This is a genomic window from Alsobacter sp. P4_H11 (assembly GCF_056400925.1).
The window spans coordinates 1-16326 of sequence record NZ_JBFUKI010000010.1 but is presented as its reverse complement, the minus strand read 5'-3'; the positions used below and the strand labels follow the sequence as shown (position 1 = coordinate 16326).

At 67.6% G+C, this 16326-nt stretch carries 14 protein-coding genes; 7 read left to right on the top strand and 7 right to left on the bottom strand.

Going from position 1 to position 16326, the window contains the following annotated elements; all coding sequences use genetic code 11:
* Positions 1 to 17 precede the first annotated feature (17 nt).
* Positions 18 to 866, bottom strand: coding sequence for a 3'(2'),5'-bisphosphate nucleotidase CysQ (gene cysQ, locus AC1DSZ_RS17645; protein ID WP_476839663.1), 849 nt, complete (start codon positions 864 to 866; stop codon positions 18 to 20).
* Between the two features lie 141 nt (positions 867 to 1007).
* Positions 1008 to 1712, bottom strand: a complete 705-nt coding sequence (locus tag AC1DSZ_RS17640) for a helix-turn-helix domain-containing protein (RefSeq protein WP_476839662.1) — start codon at positions 1710 to 1712, stop codon at positions 1008 to 1010.
* 342 nt (positions 1713 to 2054) lie between these two features.
* On the opposite strand from AC1DSZ_RS17640, the gene mog reads away from it, so the two are divergent.
* From mog to AC1DSZ_RS17605, 7 genes are all read left to right on the top strand, one after another.
* Positions 2055 to 2603: a molybdopterin adenylyltransferase gene (gene mog / locus AC1DSZ_RS17635; protein WP_476839661.1), complete on the top strand. Its 549-nt coding sequence runs from the start codon at positions 2055 to 2057 to the stop codon at positions 2601 to 2603.
* A gap of 267 nt (positions 2604 to 2870) precedes the next feature.
* The gene (locus AC1DSZ_RS17630; protein ID WP_476839660.1) at positions 2871 to 4469 is read left to right on the top strand and encodes a DEAD/DEAH box helicase; all 1599 of its coding nucleotides are present in this window, start codon (positions 2871 to 2873) and stop codon (positions 4467 to 4469) included.
* Positions 4470 to 4731: 262 nt separating this feature from the next.
* A complete protein-coding gene (locus tag AC1DSZ_RS17625; protein ID WP_476839659.1) occupies positions 4732 to 6084 on the top strand; it encodes an ABC transporter substrate-binding protein in 1353 nt (450 codons plus the stop codon).
* 151 nt (positions 6085 to 6235) lie between these two features.
* The gene (locus AC1DSZ_RS17620) at positions 6236 to 7180 is read left to right on the top strand and encodes a carbohydrate ABC transporter permease (RefSeq protein WP_476839658.1); all 945 of its coding nucleotides are present in this window, start codon (positions 6236 to 6238) and stop codon (positions 7178 to 7180) included.
* A 229-nt stretch (positions 7181 to 7409) separates the two neighbouring features.
* Positions 7410 to 8234, top strand: a complete 825-nt coding sequence (locus AC1DSZ_RS17615) for a carbohydrate ABC transporter permease (RefSeq protein ID WP_476839841.1) — start codon at positions 7410 to 7412, stop codon at positions 8232 to 8234.
* Between the two features lie 98 nt (positions 8235 to 8332).
* A complete protein-coding gene (locus tag AC1DSZ_RS17610; RefSeq protein WP_476839657.1) occupies positions 8333 to 9223 on the top strand; it encodes a dihydrodipicolinate synthase family protein in 891 nt (296 codons plus the stop codon).
* A 123-nt stretch (positions 9224 to 9346) separates the two neighbouring features.
* Entirely contained in the window at positions 9347 to 10018 is a 672-nt protein-coding gene (locus tag AC1DSZ_RS17605; protein ID WP_476839656.1) for a GntR family transcriptional regulator, read from the top strand.
* Positions 10019 to 10134: 116 nt separating this feature from the next.
* On the opposite strand, the gene AC1DSZ_RS17600 is transcribed toward AC1DSZ_RS17605, so the two are convergent.
* The 5 genes from AC1DSZ_RS17600 to AC1DSZ_RS17580 form a co-directional block, all read right to left on the bottom strand.
* Positions 10135 to 11142, bottom strand: a complete 1008-nt coding sequence (locus tag AC1DSZ_RS17600) for an ABC transporter ATP-binding protein (RefSeq protein WP_476839655.1) — start codon at positions 11140 to 11142, stop codon at positions 10135 to 10137.
* A complete protein-coding gene (locus AC1DSZ_RS17595; protein ID WP_476839654.1) occupies positions 11139 to 12122 on the bottom strand; it encodes an ABC transporter ATP-binding protein in 984 nt (327 codons plus the stop codon). The genes AC1DSZ_RS17600 and AC1DSZ_RS17595 overlap by 4 nt, the downstream gene beginning before the upstream one ends.
* Positions 12119 to 13054: an ABC transporter permease gene (locus tag AC1DSZ_RS17590; protein ID WP_476839653.1), complete on the bottom strand. Its 936-nt coding sequence runs from the start codon at positions 13052 to 13054 to the stop codon at positions 12119 to 12121. The genes AC1DSZ_RS17595 and AC1DSZ_RS17590 overlap by 4 nt, the downstream gene beginning before the upstream one ends.
* 1 nt (position 13055) lies before the next feature.
* Positions 13056 to 14033 (bottom strand): ABC transporter permease, encoded by a 978-nt coding sequence (locus AC1DSZ_RS17585; protein ID WP_476839652.1) that lies wholly within the window; start codon positions 14031 to 14033, stop codon positions 13056 to 13058.
* Between the two features lie 167 nt (positions 14034 to 14200).
* Positions 14201 to 15817: an ABC transporter substrate-binding protein gene (locus AC1DSZ_RS17580; protein ID WP_476839651.1), complete on the bottom strand. Its 1617-nt coding sequence runs from the start codon at positions 15815 to 15817 to the stop codon at positions 14201 to 14203.
* Positions 15818 to 16326: the final 509 nt, after the last annotated feature.

Here is a 16326-nt window from a genome sequence, read left to right as displayed (position 1 = left end):
GGCGGCCCAATACACTCTCAGGCATGCGCGGCGGCGTCCGGCGGCAGGCGCCGGCCCCAGGCCACGAAGGCGCCGTTGCGAAATCCCTCTTCGGCCTTGCCGTAACACAGCGGCCCGCCATCCGGGGCGAGCACGTCGCCGCCCGCGGCCGCCAGCACGGCGTGTCCGGCCGCCGTGTCCCACTCCATGGTGGGGCTAAAGCGCGGATAAACGTCGCCGTCGCCTTGCGCGAGCATGCAGAACTTCAGCGCCGAGCCGGCCGTCAGCGTCGACGCGCAGGGGCGCGTCGCCAAAAACGCCTTGGTGTCGGGATCGAGATGCGAACGGCTGACCAGCGCGACCTCGCCCTGGCCGGGCGCCGAGCGGGCCCGGATCTCGCGGCGCTGCCCTTCGGCCGGCATCGATGCGCCGGGCGCGACGGCCATCACCTGCGCGCGTCCGCCGCCGCCGATCCACAGCACGCCCTTGGCGGGCTGGTAGACGGCGCCGGCCACAGGGCGACCCGCCGCGATCAGGCCGATATTGACCGTGAACTCGCCATTGCGGTCGATGAATTCGCGCGTGCCGTCCAGGGGATCGACCAGCAGGAAGTCCTGCCCGCAGCGCGGGACGTTGCCGGACGAAGCCTGCTCCTCCGAGAGGATCGGCGTATCGGGCATGAGCCGCGAAAGCGCAGGCAGGATCACGGCTTCCGCAGCGAGGTCAGCCGCCGTCACCGGACTGCCGTCCGATTTGGTCGCGTGGGAGCAACGGCAGTAATGCTCCATGATCGCCGGGCCAGCCGAAACCGCGATCGCGCCCAAGGCTTCGGCCAGGGCGAACAAGTCCAGCGGAGCAGCGCGCGGGGGCGCCGAAGGGTGGGTCATCACGAACCTCTCCCGGGGATCGATAGCGCAAAGCGCTCGATCCAGGGAGAGCCCAATGTAAGCGTGCCGGACACGCGCCGCCAGTGGGGCGGGACGCGACGCCGAAACGTCGCTAACGCATGGCGCACGCCGGGGCGTGGATCAGAAGATCAGCTCGGGATCGTCGATCAGCGGATCCGGGTTGGCGAGCGTCACGAGGGCGTCGCGATCCTTGATCCGAATCGTCCGCCCCTGAACCTCGACGCCGTGGCGAGTGAGGGTGGCGAAGTTCCGCGACAGGTTCTCGGGAGTCATGCCGAGGCGCGCCGCCAGGGTGCGCTTGTCGAACGGGATATCGAACTCGCCGACGTCGCCATGGCCCTTCTGCTCGCGCAGGATCCAGTTCGCCAGGCGCTCGACGCTGGTGCGCAGCTTCTGGCTCTTGAGCTCCTTCACCATGCCCCGGTAGGCGCCCGCGATCTCGTCCGCGACCGCATTGGCGAAGCCGATGTCGGTGCGAATGGTCGAGACCACGATTTCCGCCGGGATCATCAGGATTCGCGAGCTTTCGAGCGTTCTCGCAGCGGTCAGGAGCGGCTGCTGGCGCACAAGCGCTGCAAGAACGAAGGCCGTGACGGGACGGATGACGCCCACCGTCGTTTCGCGATCGTCATGCCGCGCGAAGAGCTCGACCGAACCTTCCAGAACGATGTGGAGAAAGTCCGGCGACAGTCCCCGCTCGAAGAGCGTTACATGAGGAGGGAATCGCTGGAGAAAAGCAGGCTGAATGAGAGCTTCGAACTTCTCATCCTGCATGTTTTTGAACAGCGGCAGTGTTCTAATGTTGTCAGCGTCTACGCTTCGCACCCGGCGCCCCTTGTGATTTTTCGGGGAAGCAAACGATATTCGGCGGCATTGTCAACGAGGAAGTTCTCTGACTTGCATAACGATCAGGTCTGCGTTGCTGAATCTATACGCCGCCACCATTTATCGTTCGTTTGCGTATAGACAGTTGACTCTATACGCCAAGGGAAAGCTCCGTTGTGTGACCGTGCCCTGCTTCAGTCCGTTTCCTCGACTTGCTATCAGGTTCAACGCCGGATGACGGTTTTTGGTCCGTTATGGCGCACAGAAACTCAACTCAACGCGAATTAGGCAAGTTGGTTCCCGTGCTGACTGAAAATAATGCAACCGAAGGAAGGCGCCGCGATGAGCAGCCGAGATCAAGTTCGCACGGCGCCGGTCGGCGTCCTCACCGTTTCGGACCGCGCCAGCCGCGGCGAATATGAGGACAAGGGCGGCCCCGGCATCGTGGCGGCTTTGTCGGACATCCTCCAGTCGCCGTGGCGACCGGTTGCCCGCGTCGTGCCGGATGAGCAGGACCAGATCGAGGCCGCGCTGATCGACCTCGCCGATCGGGAGGGCTGCAGCCTCATCCTCACAACCGGCGGCACCGGCCCGGCGCTGCGCGACGTCACCCCGGAGGCGACCGAGGCCGTATGCGACCGCATCCTGCCCGGCTTCGGCGAACTCATGCGCACCGCGAGCCTGCGCGAGGTGCCGACCGCGATCCTCTCCCGCCAGATGGCCGGAACGCGCGGCCGGACGCTGATCATCAACCTGCCTGGCAAGCCCTCGGCCATCCGCACCTGCCTCGACGCCGTGTTCCCGGCCGTGCCCTACTGCGTGGACCTGATCGGGGGCGATTATTTCGAAACGAATCCGCAGCACTGCAAGGCGTTTCGCCCCAAGGCTTGAGAGGGCGGCGCAAACCGGCCATTGACTTTTTGCGCCGCAGCATTCATATGCATCGTCGTACGTCGGCTATCGGCGAAACAGGCTGCGTGTGCGGATCGATCGATCCGACCTGCCGACCGTCTGGGTTACGGCTTCCATAGCGAAGCGGGGCCCTGGGCTTTCCAAAGACTTCCCTGAACACGCGGGGCGTCCTCCGACCGGAACGGTTCAAGCCGTCCCGGGCGTTCGAGTCCGACTCCTCTTGAACCTCCGTTCCAGGATTTTTCCTTGACCCTCTTTTCTGAAATGGGCCTTAGCCGCCCGATCCTCGACGCGCTTGCGGCCGAGGGCTACACTGCTCCGACCCCGATCCAGGCCCAGGCGATCCCCTCCGTTCTCGCCGGCCACGACCTCCTCGGCATCGCCCAGACGGGCACCGGCAAGACGGCCGCCTTCGCGCTGCCGCTGCTGCAGCGGATGACGGACGATCCCCGTCAGGTCGCCCGCAAGGGCTGCCGCGTCCTGGTGCTGAGCCCCACCCGCGAGCTCGCCAGCCAGATCGCCGAGAGCTTCCGCACCTACGGCAAGAACCTGAAGCTCACCGCCAACGTGGTGTTCGGCGGCGTTCCGGTGAACCGCCAGATCCGCGAGATGGCCAACGGCGTCGACGTGCTCGTCGCCACGCCCGGCCGCCTGCTGGATCTGTGCAATCAGCGCGCCGTGGACCTGTCGAAGATCGAGACCTTCATCCTCGATGAAGCCGACCAGATGCTCGACATGGGCTTCATCCATGACATCCGCAAGCTGATCGCCATGATCCCCGCGCCGGCGCAGCGCCAGACCCTGTTCTTCTCGGCCACCATGCCGAAGGAGATCGCGGACCTGGCCGACCGGCTGCTCAAGAACCCCGTGAAGGTCTCGGTGACGCCCGTCGCCACCACGGCCGAGCGCGTCGACCAGTCGGTGCTCTTCGTCGACACCGCGCACAAGCAGGCGCTGCTGCACCTGCTGCTCACCAACAACGCCTCGATCGATCGTGCGCTCGTATTTAGCCGCACCAAGCACGGCGCCGACAAGGTGGTCCGCAAGCTGGTGGCCGCCGGCCACAACGCTGCGGCGATCCACGGCAACAAGAGCCAGAATCACCGTGAGCGCGCTTTGGCCGACTTCCGCGCCGGCAAGACGCGCCTGCTGGTCGCCACCGACATCGCGGCCCGCGGCATCGACGTCGACGCCGTCTCGCATGTCATCAACTACGACCTGCCGAACGTGCCCGAGAGCTACGTCCACCGCATCGGCCGCACGGCCCGCGCTGGCGCAGCCGGCATCGCGATCTCGTTCTGCGACCGTGAGGAGCGCGCCTTCCTGCGCGACATCGAGCGGGTGACCCGCCAGAAGGTGCCGCAGGCGGAACTCCCGGCCGGCCTTGCGGCCGCCGCCGAGGAAGAGGCCAAGCGCGCCGCCTCCATGCCGCGCGAGGAGCGTCATCGCGACGAGCGCGCTGGTGGCCAGCGCAACGGCCGCAGCCAGCAGAACCGCAACGGCCGCTCCGGCGGTCCGGCGCGTCCGGCTGGCCAGAGCCAGCGTCCCGCCCAGGGCGCCCGCCCGGCTCAGGGCCAGCGCCCTGCACAGGGTCGCCCCCAGGCTGAGCGCACCGGCGAGGCTCGCCCGCAGCAGCCCCGCGCCGAGCAGCGCCCGCGCCCCGCAGGGGAGCACCACAGCGCCGGCCAGCGTCAGGCTGAGCCGCGCCGCAATGGCGCCCCCGCAGGTCCCGACGGCGCTCGCGCGCTGGAGCTCTGGGGCAACGGCGCCGCCAACCGCACGCCGCGCCCGCAGGGCGGCAAGCCCAACGGCCAGCCGCGCCGCGAAGGTCGCCCGAGCCGCTAAGGCAAAGTACCCGGAATGATACCTCTCCCGCGCAGCGGGGGAGGGCAGGAAGGGGGTGGCCATGCGCTGCCCCCTTTTTTTTGCGTTGATTAGGCCATTGACGTGCGACCGCACCGGTGCCCACCAACTAACATGTCAGTTGACGCCGGCTCTAAACCGGTTAGGCTCTCCCCAAGGTTGAATTGGACCGTGGCGCCGCGTGCGACTAACGGCCAAAGGCGCGGGTCACCGTGTCGCTAAAACAGTCCTGGGGAGGACCTTGATGAGTAAGCTGCCGTTCGGCGACCTGTCGCGTCGCGATCTTCTGAAAACTACCGCCCTCGTCGCCGGCGCCGTCGCTGCGCCCGCCATCGTGTCGCGCGCGAACGCCCAGTCGAAGTTCGACTGGAAGCGTTTCAAGGGCGAGAAGATCGACGTCATGATGGTGAAGAACCCCCGGTCCGACCTCTTGCAGGCGGCCGAGAAGGAGTTCACCGCGCTCACCGGCATCGAGGTCTCGTCCGAGCAGATCCCCGAGCAGCAGCAGCGCCAGAAGGCGATGATCGAGTTCACGTCCGGTCGTCCGACCTTCGACGTCGTGCTTCTCGCCCTCCACGTCCAGAAGCGCCTGGCCTACAAGGGCAAGTGGGTGGACGACCTGCGGCCGCTCCTGAACAACCCCGAGATGACCAATCCGGAGTTCGACCTCGCCGACTTCGGCTCGGCCGGCATGAACTTCGCCACCCAGGCCGACGGCGCGATCACGACGATTCCGCACTTCGTCGATTTCTGGATGCTCTACTACAACAAGGAAATGTTCGCCCAGAAGGGCCTCGAATACCCGAAGTCGATGGACGACATCGTCACCGCGGCCGCCAAGCTGCATGACCCGTCCAAGGGCGTCGCCGGCTTCGTGTCGCGCGGCCTGAAGAACGCCAACATCCCGGTCTGGACCAGCTGGCTGCTCGGCCAGGGGCTCGAAACGATCGATCCCAAGACCGGCAAGCTCAACACGGACGGCCCCGAGGCCGTGTGGGCGGCGGACTTCTACCGCAAGCTCAACAAGGAATACGCTCCTCCGGGCACCATCGGCTTTAACTGGAACGAGTGCCAGACCACCTTCGCGCAGGGCCGCGCCGCCATGTGGCTCGACGGAATCGGCTTCGCCACCCCGCTCGAGGACCCGACCAAGTCCAAGATCGTCGGCAAGGTCGGCTACGGCGTCACCCCGCCCGGCCCGAAGGCGCATCACTCGGCCATCTTCTGCGACGGCATGGGCATCGCCCAGGCGTCCAAGAAGAAGGGCGCGGCCTGGTACTACATCCAATGGGCGACCAACAAGGAGAACCAGCTGGCCATGCTGAAGGCCGGCGCGGGCGCTCCGGGCCGCCAGTCGCCGTTCAAGAACCCCGAGGGCGTCCAGTCAAAGACCTTCGCGAAGGACTATTTCGACTGCATGGCCAACTCCGGCAAGATTGGTCGGCCCGGCCTGCCGCAGATCATCCCGGTCACCGAGTTCCGCGACATCTTCGGCGTGGCGCTCACCAACACGCTCTCGGGCGCCGATTCGCTGACCGAGCTGCGCAAGGCGACCGAGACCTTCAAGCCTGTGCTCGAGAAGTCCGAGCAGGGCTGAGAACCAGGGCCGCCCGGCTGACCGGCTGGGCGGCCCTGACCTGGACCGCGAGCCTCCGGCTCGCACCCTTCCGGCGGCGGTGAGAATGCGAGCCAGGAGGCTCGCGGTCCGCTGAGGCCGCCGCACTCCAGGACAGCACAAGAGAGCGTTCATGACCGAGACCACGGCCCCCGCCGCTCTCCCCCGCACCGTCGCGGCGCCGCGCGCCACGACGCCGCCTAGCGGCAAGCCCCACGACTTCTCCCGGAAGTACTGGGTCTTCGCGATGCCGGCGGCCGTGATCATCTCGGCCGTGATCGTATTCCCGTGGCTGTTCACGATGTTCATGTCCGTGCAGGACTGGAAAATCGGCGGCGGCATCGACTTTGTCGGCCTCGACAACTTCCGCACGCTGGCGGCGGACAGCCGCTTCCGTGAATCTCTGTGGATTACCTTCTACTTCACGGTGCTCGGCGTCGTGCTGCCGGTGGTGCTCGGCACCGCCGCCGCGCTGGTGTTCCACCGCGAGTTCCCGATGCGCGGCCTGCTGCGCACCATCTTCGTGATGCCCATGATGGCGACGCCCGTCGCGGTGTCGCTGGTGTGGAAGATGATGTTCCACCCGCAATTGGGCGTGCTGAACTACCTGCTCCAGCAGGTCGGCATTGGCCCCTCCGAGTGGGTGTTCAACCCCAACACGGTGATTCCCACGCTCGTGATGGTCGAGGTCTGGCACTGGACGCCGCTCGTGATGCTGATCGTGCTCGGCGGCCTCGCGGGCCTGCCCAAGGAGCCGTACGAGTCGGCCGTGATCGACGGCGCCAACGGCTGGCACATGTTCCGCTACATCACGCTGCCGCTGCTCTGGCCCTTCATCATGATCGCGCTGATCATCCGGACAATCGACGCCCTGAAGGCCTTCGACATCATTTTCGTGATCTCGGAAGGCGGCCCCGGCACGGCCTCCGAAACGCTGAACATCTTCCTCTACCTGCAGGCCTTCCAGTTCTACAAGATCGGCTACGCCTCCGCGGTGGTGGTCATCTTCTTCGTCATCATCGTGATGCTGAGCCTCCTGCTGCTCTACTCGCGCCAGAAAACGAAGTGGAACGCGTGATGGGGAAGACCATGATGTCTGCTCTCCATCTCTCCGCCGTCATCCCCGGCGCGCCGCAGGCGCGGGAAGGGGATCCAGGAGACTGGGCTCGGGCTGCGGCCAATACCGCACTGGCGGCCCCTGGATCCCCTTCCCGGCCTGCTTCGCAGGCCGCCGGGGATGACGGCCACCCAAGCGTCAAGATCACGACCGGAGCACGCCCATGAGCGCCATCGTCGGCTCGCGCCGCCTGACGCCGAAGAACATCCTCACCAAGGCGGGATTCTTCCTCTCGGTCTTCGTGCTCGTGTCGCCCGCCATCCTGGTGTTTCTCTGGATGCTGTCGCTGTCGTTCAAGAACGAGGTCGACAACACGGCCTGGCCGCCGGTGTTCATCCCGAACCCGCCGACGCTGGCGAACTACGTCGAGGTCTTCGCCCGCAACAACTTCCTGCTGTATCTCTGGAACTCGATCCTGGTCACGGGCGGGGCCGTGTTCGTGGGATTGCTCGTCGGCGTGCCGGCCGGCTACGGCATCGCGCGGTCGAAGTCGGCCAAGTTCGCGATCCTGATCCTGATCGCCCGCATGACGCCGGCGCTGAGCTACCTCATCCCGCTGTTCATGGCGTTCCAGTGGCTGGGCCTCGTCGGCACCATACCTGCCCTGCTGATCACCCATCTGGTGATCACGATCCCGATCATCGTCTGGATCATGATCGGCTATTTCGAGAACATCCCCACCGATCTCGAGGACGCCGCGCTGGTGGATGGCTGCACGCCTTGGCAGAGCTTCCGCTACATCGCGTTCCCGCTCGCCAAGCCTGGCCTCGTGGTGGGCGGCATCCTGGCCTTCATCTTCTCGTGGAACAATTTCATCTTCTCGGTGGTGCTGGGCGGCAAGACCACCCGCACGCTGCCGGCGGCCGTCTACAACGTCCTCACCTTCGAGCAGCTGTCCTGGGGCCCGCTCGCGGCCGCGGCCCTGCTGGTGACGTTGCCGGTGCTGCTGCTCACCGTCCTGGCCCAGCGCCAGATCGTCGCCGGCCTGTCTTCGGGAGGCCTGAAGGACGGCTAAGTCACTCGGGAGCCCCGCGCGGGCTCCCTCCGCGTTCCACCGACATGTCAGTGATCACACGCTAAGCGCCCGGCGCGAAACGAACCAGGAGAACTCTCGTGCAGCCAACCCAACAACGCTTCGGCCTCTCGGTCGCGCTCTCGACGCCGTTCGGCGCCGACGCCAGGGTCGACCTCGGCCGCATCGCCAGCCACGCCAACTGGGTGCTGCAAAACGGCGCCGGCAGCGTCACGCTCTGCGGCACCACGGGCGAGGGCGCATCCATCGGCCTCAGCCAGCGCGCCGCCATGCTGGGCGCGCTGCAGGGCGCCGGCATCACGGCCGACAAGATCCTGGTCGGCGTCGCGTCCGCGTCGCTGGACGAGGCGGCCGCCCAGGCCCGCATGGCGCTGGACGCCGGCTGCAAGGGCCTGCTCGTCGCGCCCGCCTTCTACTTCAAGGGCGTGTCGGACGACGGCGTGTTCGCCTGGTTCTCGAAGTTCTTCGAGCGCACCCCGGGCGTGCGCGACGTGTTTCTCTACCATATCCCGTCCGTCACGGCGGTCGGCCTCTCGGCCGACCTCATCGGCCGCCTGCGCAAGGCTTTCCCGGCCGTGATCGCGGGGGTCAAGGATTCGTCCGGCGACGCCGCCAACACTGCGGGCCTGCTGGAGCAGCATGGCGACCTCGCCATCCTGGTGGGCGACGAGCGCCAGCTTGCCGGCGCGGTCCGCAAGGGCGCGCAGGGCACGATTTGCGGCTGCGCCAACTTCATCCCGGACATCCTCGCCCCGGTCGCCAACGAGGGCCGCGAAGATCCGCGCGTCAAGCAGATCGTGGACCTCGTCTGCCAGTACCCGGTGATGTCCGCCGTGAAGGCGCTCATCGCGCATCGCACCAACGACCCGGCCTGGCTCAATGTCTGCCCCCCGCTGGAGCCGCTCTCGGCCCAGCAGGCGCGTGATCTCACCGCCGGCTTCGACCGTATCGTCGGCGCCAAGGCAGCCTGACGCTCCGTCATTGCGAGGAGCGCAGCGACGAAGCAATCCAGGCGCAGATCAAAGGCTGGATTGCTTCGCCTTCGGCTCGCAATGACAGGAGGAAGGCCTGAACGGCCTAACCAAGGGCCAACCATGAACGAACGGATCGAGATCGAGCGGGAGCCGCTGAAGCTGCGTGAGCGCGCCTATGACGCCTTCACGCAGCATCTGCTCGCCCGCAACATCCGGCCCGGGCAGTTCGTCTCGCAGCGGGAACTCGTGGAGCTCACAAGCCTGCCGCTCGGCGCCATTCGCGAGCTCGTGCCGCGGCTGGAGGCGGAAGGCTTGATTCGCACCGTGCCGCAGCGTGGCATGCAGATCGCCCATATCGACCTGACGCTGATCCGCGACGCCTTCCAGTTCCGCCTCTTCATGGAGAAGGAGGCCTTCGCGCTGTTTGCGACCAGCGCCAGCGATGCGACCCTGCGCGAGTTGCGCGCTGCTCACGAGGACATCCTCCGACGCGCCGCAGAAGAAATCACGCCCGCATTGATCGCCGAGGCCCAGGCGGTCGACTGGGGCCTCCATGACACCGTGATCGACGCGCTCGGCAACGACATCATCTCCAACGCCTACCGGGTCAACAGCATCAAGATCCGCCTCATCCGCGAGGAGCGCGTCCGCATCCTCGACCGCCTGCTCGTCTCGGTCATGCACGAGCACATGCGCATCCTCGACGCCTTCGACGCCCGCGACCCTGCCGGCGCGGTCGCGGCCGTCGAGCAGCACATCGCCAGCTCCCGCGCGAGGGCGCTGGGGGTCTAGCGGCATCTCTCCGCCGCTATTGCGAGGAGCGAAGCGACGAAGCAATCCAGGCGCCGGGCATCGCGCTCCATGCCCGGCGCCTGGATTGCTTCGCTACGCTCGCAAGGACGGCGTGGTTACAATACCGCCGCGACCTCGTTCAGCCGGCACGCCGACGCATGCGCCGGCCCGACCTCCAGCAGCGGCGGCCGGCCCTCCTGGCAAATCGACATCGCCTTGGGGCAGCGCGGGTGGAAGTGGCAGCCGGCGGGCGGATGAAGCGGGGAGGGGATCTCGCCCTTCAGCGCCGTGAAGCGGCGCTTGCGCGCGTCGAGGCGCGGCACTTCGGAGAGCAGGGCCTGCGTGTAGGGGTGGTTAGGCCGGGTGAACAACGCGTCCGCGGGCGCGAGCTCGACGATGCGGCCGAGATACATCACGGCGACGCGGTCGGCGATGTGCTCCACCACGCCGAGGTCGTGCGACACGAACAGGTAGGTGAGATCAAGATCCCGCCGCAAGTCCATGAAGAGATTCAGCACCTGCGCTTGAATCGACACATCAAGAGCGGCCACGGCCTCGTCGCAGACCAGCACCTTCGGCTTCACCGCGAGCGCCCGCGCGATGCCGATGCGCGCCCGCTGGCCGCCCGAGAACTGGTGCGGGTAGCGGCCCATCACGGCCGGGTCCAACCCCACGCGCGACAGCATCTCGGCCACGTAGTCGCGTTTGCCCCTCTCCGGGATGAGGCCGTGCACCACCGGCGCCTCGCCGACGATCTCGTCGATCCGCATGCGCGGGTTCAGCGACGCCATCGGGTCCTGGAAGATCATCTGGATGGCGAGGTCCGCCTCGCGCCGCATCGGCCCGTCGAGGCGCGCCACGTCCTGCCCCCGGTAGCGGATGGCGCCTTCGGTCGGGTCCATGATGCCGGCGACCATGCGCCCGAGCGTAGACTTGCCGCAGCCGCTTTCGCCGACGAGGCCCAGCACCTCGCCGGGGCGGATGTCGAGCGAAACCCCGTCCACGGCGCGCACCACCTGGTCGCGCAGCCCGGCGCCCAGCAGGTTGGCGAATTTGCCGGCGAGGTCGACCCGCTTGGTGAAGCGTTTCGACACGCCCTCGATGGAGACGATCGGCTCGCTCATGCGGCGACCACTTCGGCCGTGAGCGGATGGATGCAGCGGAACGCCCGCCCGCCCGTTTCGGCCAGCAAGGGCGGCGCCTCGATGCGGCAGGCCGCGTCGGCGCGAGGGCAGCGCGGCGCGAAGGCGCAGCCGGGCGGCAGGTTGGCGAGCGAGGGCGTCATGCCGGGGATTTGCGCCAGTGGCGAGCCGCGCCGGTTGCGGCTCGGCACGGAGCCGATCAGCCCGGCCGTGTAGGGATGGCGCGGCGAGTCCAGCACTGCATCCACGGCCCCGTCCTCGACGATGCGCCCCGCATACATCACCGCGATCCGGTCGGCGAGCCCGGCCACCACCGCGAGATCATGCGTGATCCACACCAGCGCCGTGCCGGTCTCGGCGCAGAGCTGCTGCACCTCGGCCAGGATCTGCGCCTGAATGGTGACGTCCAGCGCGGTCGTGGGCTCGTCCGCCACCAGCAGGGCAGGGCCGTGCAGCAGCGCGATCGCGATGGCGACGCGCTGGCGCATGCCGCCCGAGAACTGGTGCGGGTAGCTCTGCAGCCGCTCCTCCGGCGAGGGAATGCCCACCCGCGCCAGCGCCCGCGCGGCCCGGTCGCGCGCGGCTTTCTCGGAGACGGCCTCGTGCGCCCGGATGGCCTCGATCATCTGCGTGTCGACCCGCAGCACCGGGTTCAGCGTCGTCATCGGGTCCTGGAAGATCATCGCGATCCGCCGGCCCCGCAGCGTGCGCAGCTCCTTCTCGGGCAGCCCCACGAGCTCGCGGCCCTCGAACTGAATCGAGCCCGCCGTGATGCGCCCCGGCGCGTCGATCAACCCCATGATCGAGAGCCCGGTCACCGACTTCCCGGAGCCGGACTCGCCCACCAATCCCAGCACCTCGCCGCGGTTCACCGTGAGGCTGACGCCGTCCACGGCCCGCACGGCCCCCTCGCGCGTCCCGAACGACACCGCGAGATCGCGCACCTTGAGGACCGGGCTCATCGGCTCAGCCTCGGGTTCAGCACGTCCCGCAGCCGGTCGCCCACGAGGTTGATGGCCACGATGGCGATCACCAGCGCGACGCCCGGATAGGTCGAGATCCAGTATTTGCCGGAGAGCAGATAGTCGTAGCCGTTCTTGATCAGCAGCCCCAGCGAAGGCTCAGTCACCGGCACGCCGACGCCCAGAAACGACAGCGTCGCCTCCAGCGCGATGGCGTGCGCCACCTGCACGGTCGCGACCACGATCAGCGGCGGCAGGCAATTCGGCAGCAGGTGCCGGAACACGATCCGGCTGCGCGGCAGCGCGAGGCATCGCGCCGCCTCGATATATTCGCGCCCGCGCTCCACCAGCGCCGAGCCGCGTACCGTGCGGGCGTAATAGGCCCACTGCACGATCACGAGCGCGATGATGACCTTGTCGATCCCGCGCCCCCACACGGCCAGCAGCACCAGCGCGATCAGGATGGCCGGGAAGGAGAGCTGCAGGTCCACGACCCGCATCACGAAGGTCTCGACCTTGCCGCCCGCATAGGCGGCCGCAACGCCGATGGACGCCCCGATCGTGCAGGCGAACAGGGTGGAGACCACGCCCACGAACAGCGAGATCCGCAGGCCGTACAGAATGGCCGACAGCATGTCCCGGCCCTGCTCGTCCGTGCCGAGATAGTAGGTGAAGCCCGCCGCGGCCTTTTCGCCGGGCGCGAGCCGCCCATCCATGATGTCGAGCTGCGCGAGGTCGTAGGGGTTCTGCGGCGCGATCCAGGGCGCGGCGATCGCCACGACAAGCAGCAGCACGAGCAGCCCCGCGCCCACGAAGGCGAGCGGCGTGTCGAAATACTCCGACAAGCGCCGGCGCAGCAGGCTTTCGCCCCGCTCGGCGCGGATCGGCGCCGAGGGCGCCGAGGTGAGGTCCTGCGGGAGGGCCTGCGTCATGTCACGAGCCCTGTTCGGAGAGGCGCACGCGCGGGTCCAGCGCGGCGTAGACGAGGTCGACCACGAAGTTGATCACCACGAACACCACCACCACCATCATCAGGTAGGCGACGATAATGGGCCGGTCGAGCCGGCCGATGCTGTCGATCAGCAGCTTGCCCATGCCCGGATAGGCGAACACGGTCTCGGTCACCACCGCGAACGCGATCATGCCGCCGAACTCCAGCCCGAGCACGGTGGTGATCGGGATCATGATGTTCTTCAGCACGTGCACCAGGATGATCCGCGCCGGGGAGAGCCCCTTGGCGCGCGCGAAGCGCACATAGTCCTGCAGCATGGCCTCCCGCGTGCCGGCCCGCGCCAGCCGGATCACCAGCGCGGCCTTGTAGAGCGCCAGCGTGAAGGCGGGCAGCACGAGGTGCCGCAGCCCGTCCAGGGTGAGGAAACTCACCGGCACGCCCAGCACCGTCACGGTCTCGCCCCGCCCGCCGGACGGCAGCCACCGCAGCTGCACGGCGAACAGAAGGATCAGCATCAGGCCGATCCAGAAATTCGGCAGCGAGAAGCCCAGGATAGAGCCCGTCATGATCCCGCGGCCCCACAGCGAATGCGGCCGCAGCCCCGCCAGCATGCCGAGCGGGATGCCGATCAGCACCGACACGACCAGCGCCGCGAAGGCGAGCTCCAGCGTCGCCGGCATGCGCTGGATGATCAGCTTCAGCGCCGGCTCGTTGAACACGAAGGAGCGCCCCAGGTCGCCATGCAGCGCATTCCAGACGAACAGGCCGAACTGCTCGTGCAGCGGCTTGTCCAGCCCCAGCCGCCCGGCGATCTCGGCCATATCCTTGGCGTCCGCGTTCGGGTTGGCGAGCACGTCCACCGGGTTACCGACCATGTAGATCGACACGAACACGATGGCGCCCATCACGGCCACCACGAGCGCCGCCTGTCCGAGCCGCCGGATGAAGTAGACGAGCATTCATGAGCTCCGTTGAGCGCCGGGGTATCCCCTCATCCGGCGCTCCGCGCCACCTTCTCCCCGTAACGGGGCGAGGGGAAGTGCGGCGCCGCCGCCGCGCTGCGCCCCCTCTCCCCGGCACGGGGAGATGGCTGGGGTGAGGGCCTTCGCAACCGCCGCCAAGCTGCTCACTGCGCCGGCTTCACCTCATAGGCCAGCGTGTACTGGTCCACCCGCGGCGTGTACGTGACCGTCTTGCGGAACGCCCAGGGCGTCACCTCGAAATGCAGCGGGATAATGCCGTAGTCCTCCATGCCGACCTTGGAGGCTTCCTGCAAAAGCTTCTCGCGCTCCTTGTCGTCGATGGTGGTGAGCGCCTTCTTGGTCAGTTCGTCCACGGTCTTGTTGGAGTAGCGGCCGCGGTTGGTGTTGCCGAAGCCGGGCGCCGCGTCCTGCGTGGCGATCAGCGCCACGATGGAGTTGGACATCTCGCCCGTGTCCGCGCCCCAGCCCGCCAGATAGGCCGAGAACTCGTACTTGTTGCGGCGGCTGAAGAAGGTCGAGGCCGTCATCGAGTCGACGCCCGTCTTGATGCCCACGCGGGTGAACATCTGCGCCACCGCCTGCGCGACCTTCTCGTCGTTGATGTAGCGATCGTTGGGCGAGCCCAGCGTCAGCTCGAAGCCGTTCGGGTAGCCGGCCTCGGCCAAGAGCTTCTTGGCGCCCTCGGGATCGTATTTCTCGGGCTTGCGGTCCTCGCTCGTGCCGAACAGCGGCACGGGCAGCAGCTCGCCGGCCGACTTGGCGACCCCACCCATGATGCGGTCCACGATCGCGTCGCGGTTGATCGCCTTCGACATCGCCTGGCGCACGCGCTTGTCGAGGAACGGGTTCTTGCCATCCGTGCCCTTCACGCCCGGCGTCTTCCAGTCCGCCCCCGTGAACTGGTCGAGATGCACGTAGATGATGCGGTTGGACAGGCCCTGCACGATGGTGAGCCCGGCCTTTTTCACCAGGTCGAAATCCTGGATCGGCGGGTTCTCGATCATGTCGACGTCGCCCGACACCAGCGCGGCGACGCGCGGACCGGCCGAGGTGATCGGCCGGAACGTCACCGTCTTCCAGTGCGGCTTGGCGCCCCAGTAGCCGTCGTTTCGCTCCAGCGCCAGGCGGGTGCCACGCGTGTATTCGGCGAGCTTGAACGGCCCGGTGCCGATCGCCTTGGCGGGATCGTTGAAGTCCACCGACTTCGGCGGCGTCCCCAGCCCCTCGCAGCCGCCCTTCTTGAACTTCAGGTCCGCGCCGGCGCCGCTCGCCTGCGCCGAGATGATCCCGAACACGCCCATGTCGAGCGGCATCAGCGGGTAGGGGCCCTTGGTCTTCACCACCAGCGTCAGCGGGTCGGGCGTCTCCATCGCCTCGATGCCCTTGGTGGCGATCGTGAAGTTGGAGGGCGAATTCTCGACGGTCGGGATGCGGCACACCGAATACACCACGTCGCGCGCGGTGAAGTCCTGCCCGTTGGAGAACTTCACGCCGGGCCGCAGCTTGAACTCCCAGGTCGTGTCGTCCACCGCCTTCCAGGACGTCGCCAGCCCCGGATAAGGCTTCTGCGCCGCGTCCACGAACACCAGCGATTCGAAGATGTGCCGCCGCAGGGCGTTGTTCTGCCCCACATTGTGGAAATGCGGGTCCACGGAGGTCGCCTCGGAGGCGACGCCGATCTTCAACTCCTGCGCGACGGCCGGAACGGCCACGCATGCAAGCACGGTTCCCGCCAAAAGGGCGGTGCGTGAAACGACCATAAGACTGCTCCTCCCGCCGCCTTCTGCGCCCAACCGGGCGCGTGCGGCCTCCGCCGGGCAGTCTAAGGGGAGTTTGGTCGGGCGCAAGCCGAGGCGCATGGAGATGCCGGCGCGGCGCTGGATCGCGGGGCCATCCTCCCGTCATTGCGAGCGGCAGCGAAGCAATCCAGGCGGTTGGGATTAGCCCCGGCGGCGCGCGGAGCGCCCGGACCTTAGACTGGATTGCTTCGCCTCCGGCTCGCAATGACGGCGAGGCGGTGGACAGGCCGGAGTCACCCTCCCGTCATTGCGAGCGCAGCGAAGCAATCCAGGCGGTTGGGATTGGCCCCGGCGCCGCGCGGAGCGCCCGGACGTTAGACTGGATTGCTTCGCCTCCGGCTCGCAATGACGGCGAGGGGGCTGAAACAGCCGCCCCACCCTCCCGTCATCCCCGGCGGCGCGCAGCGCCGGGAAGGGGATCCAGGGCCGCCGCGCTCACTCCTGGATCCCCTTCCCGACCTGCTGCGCAG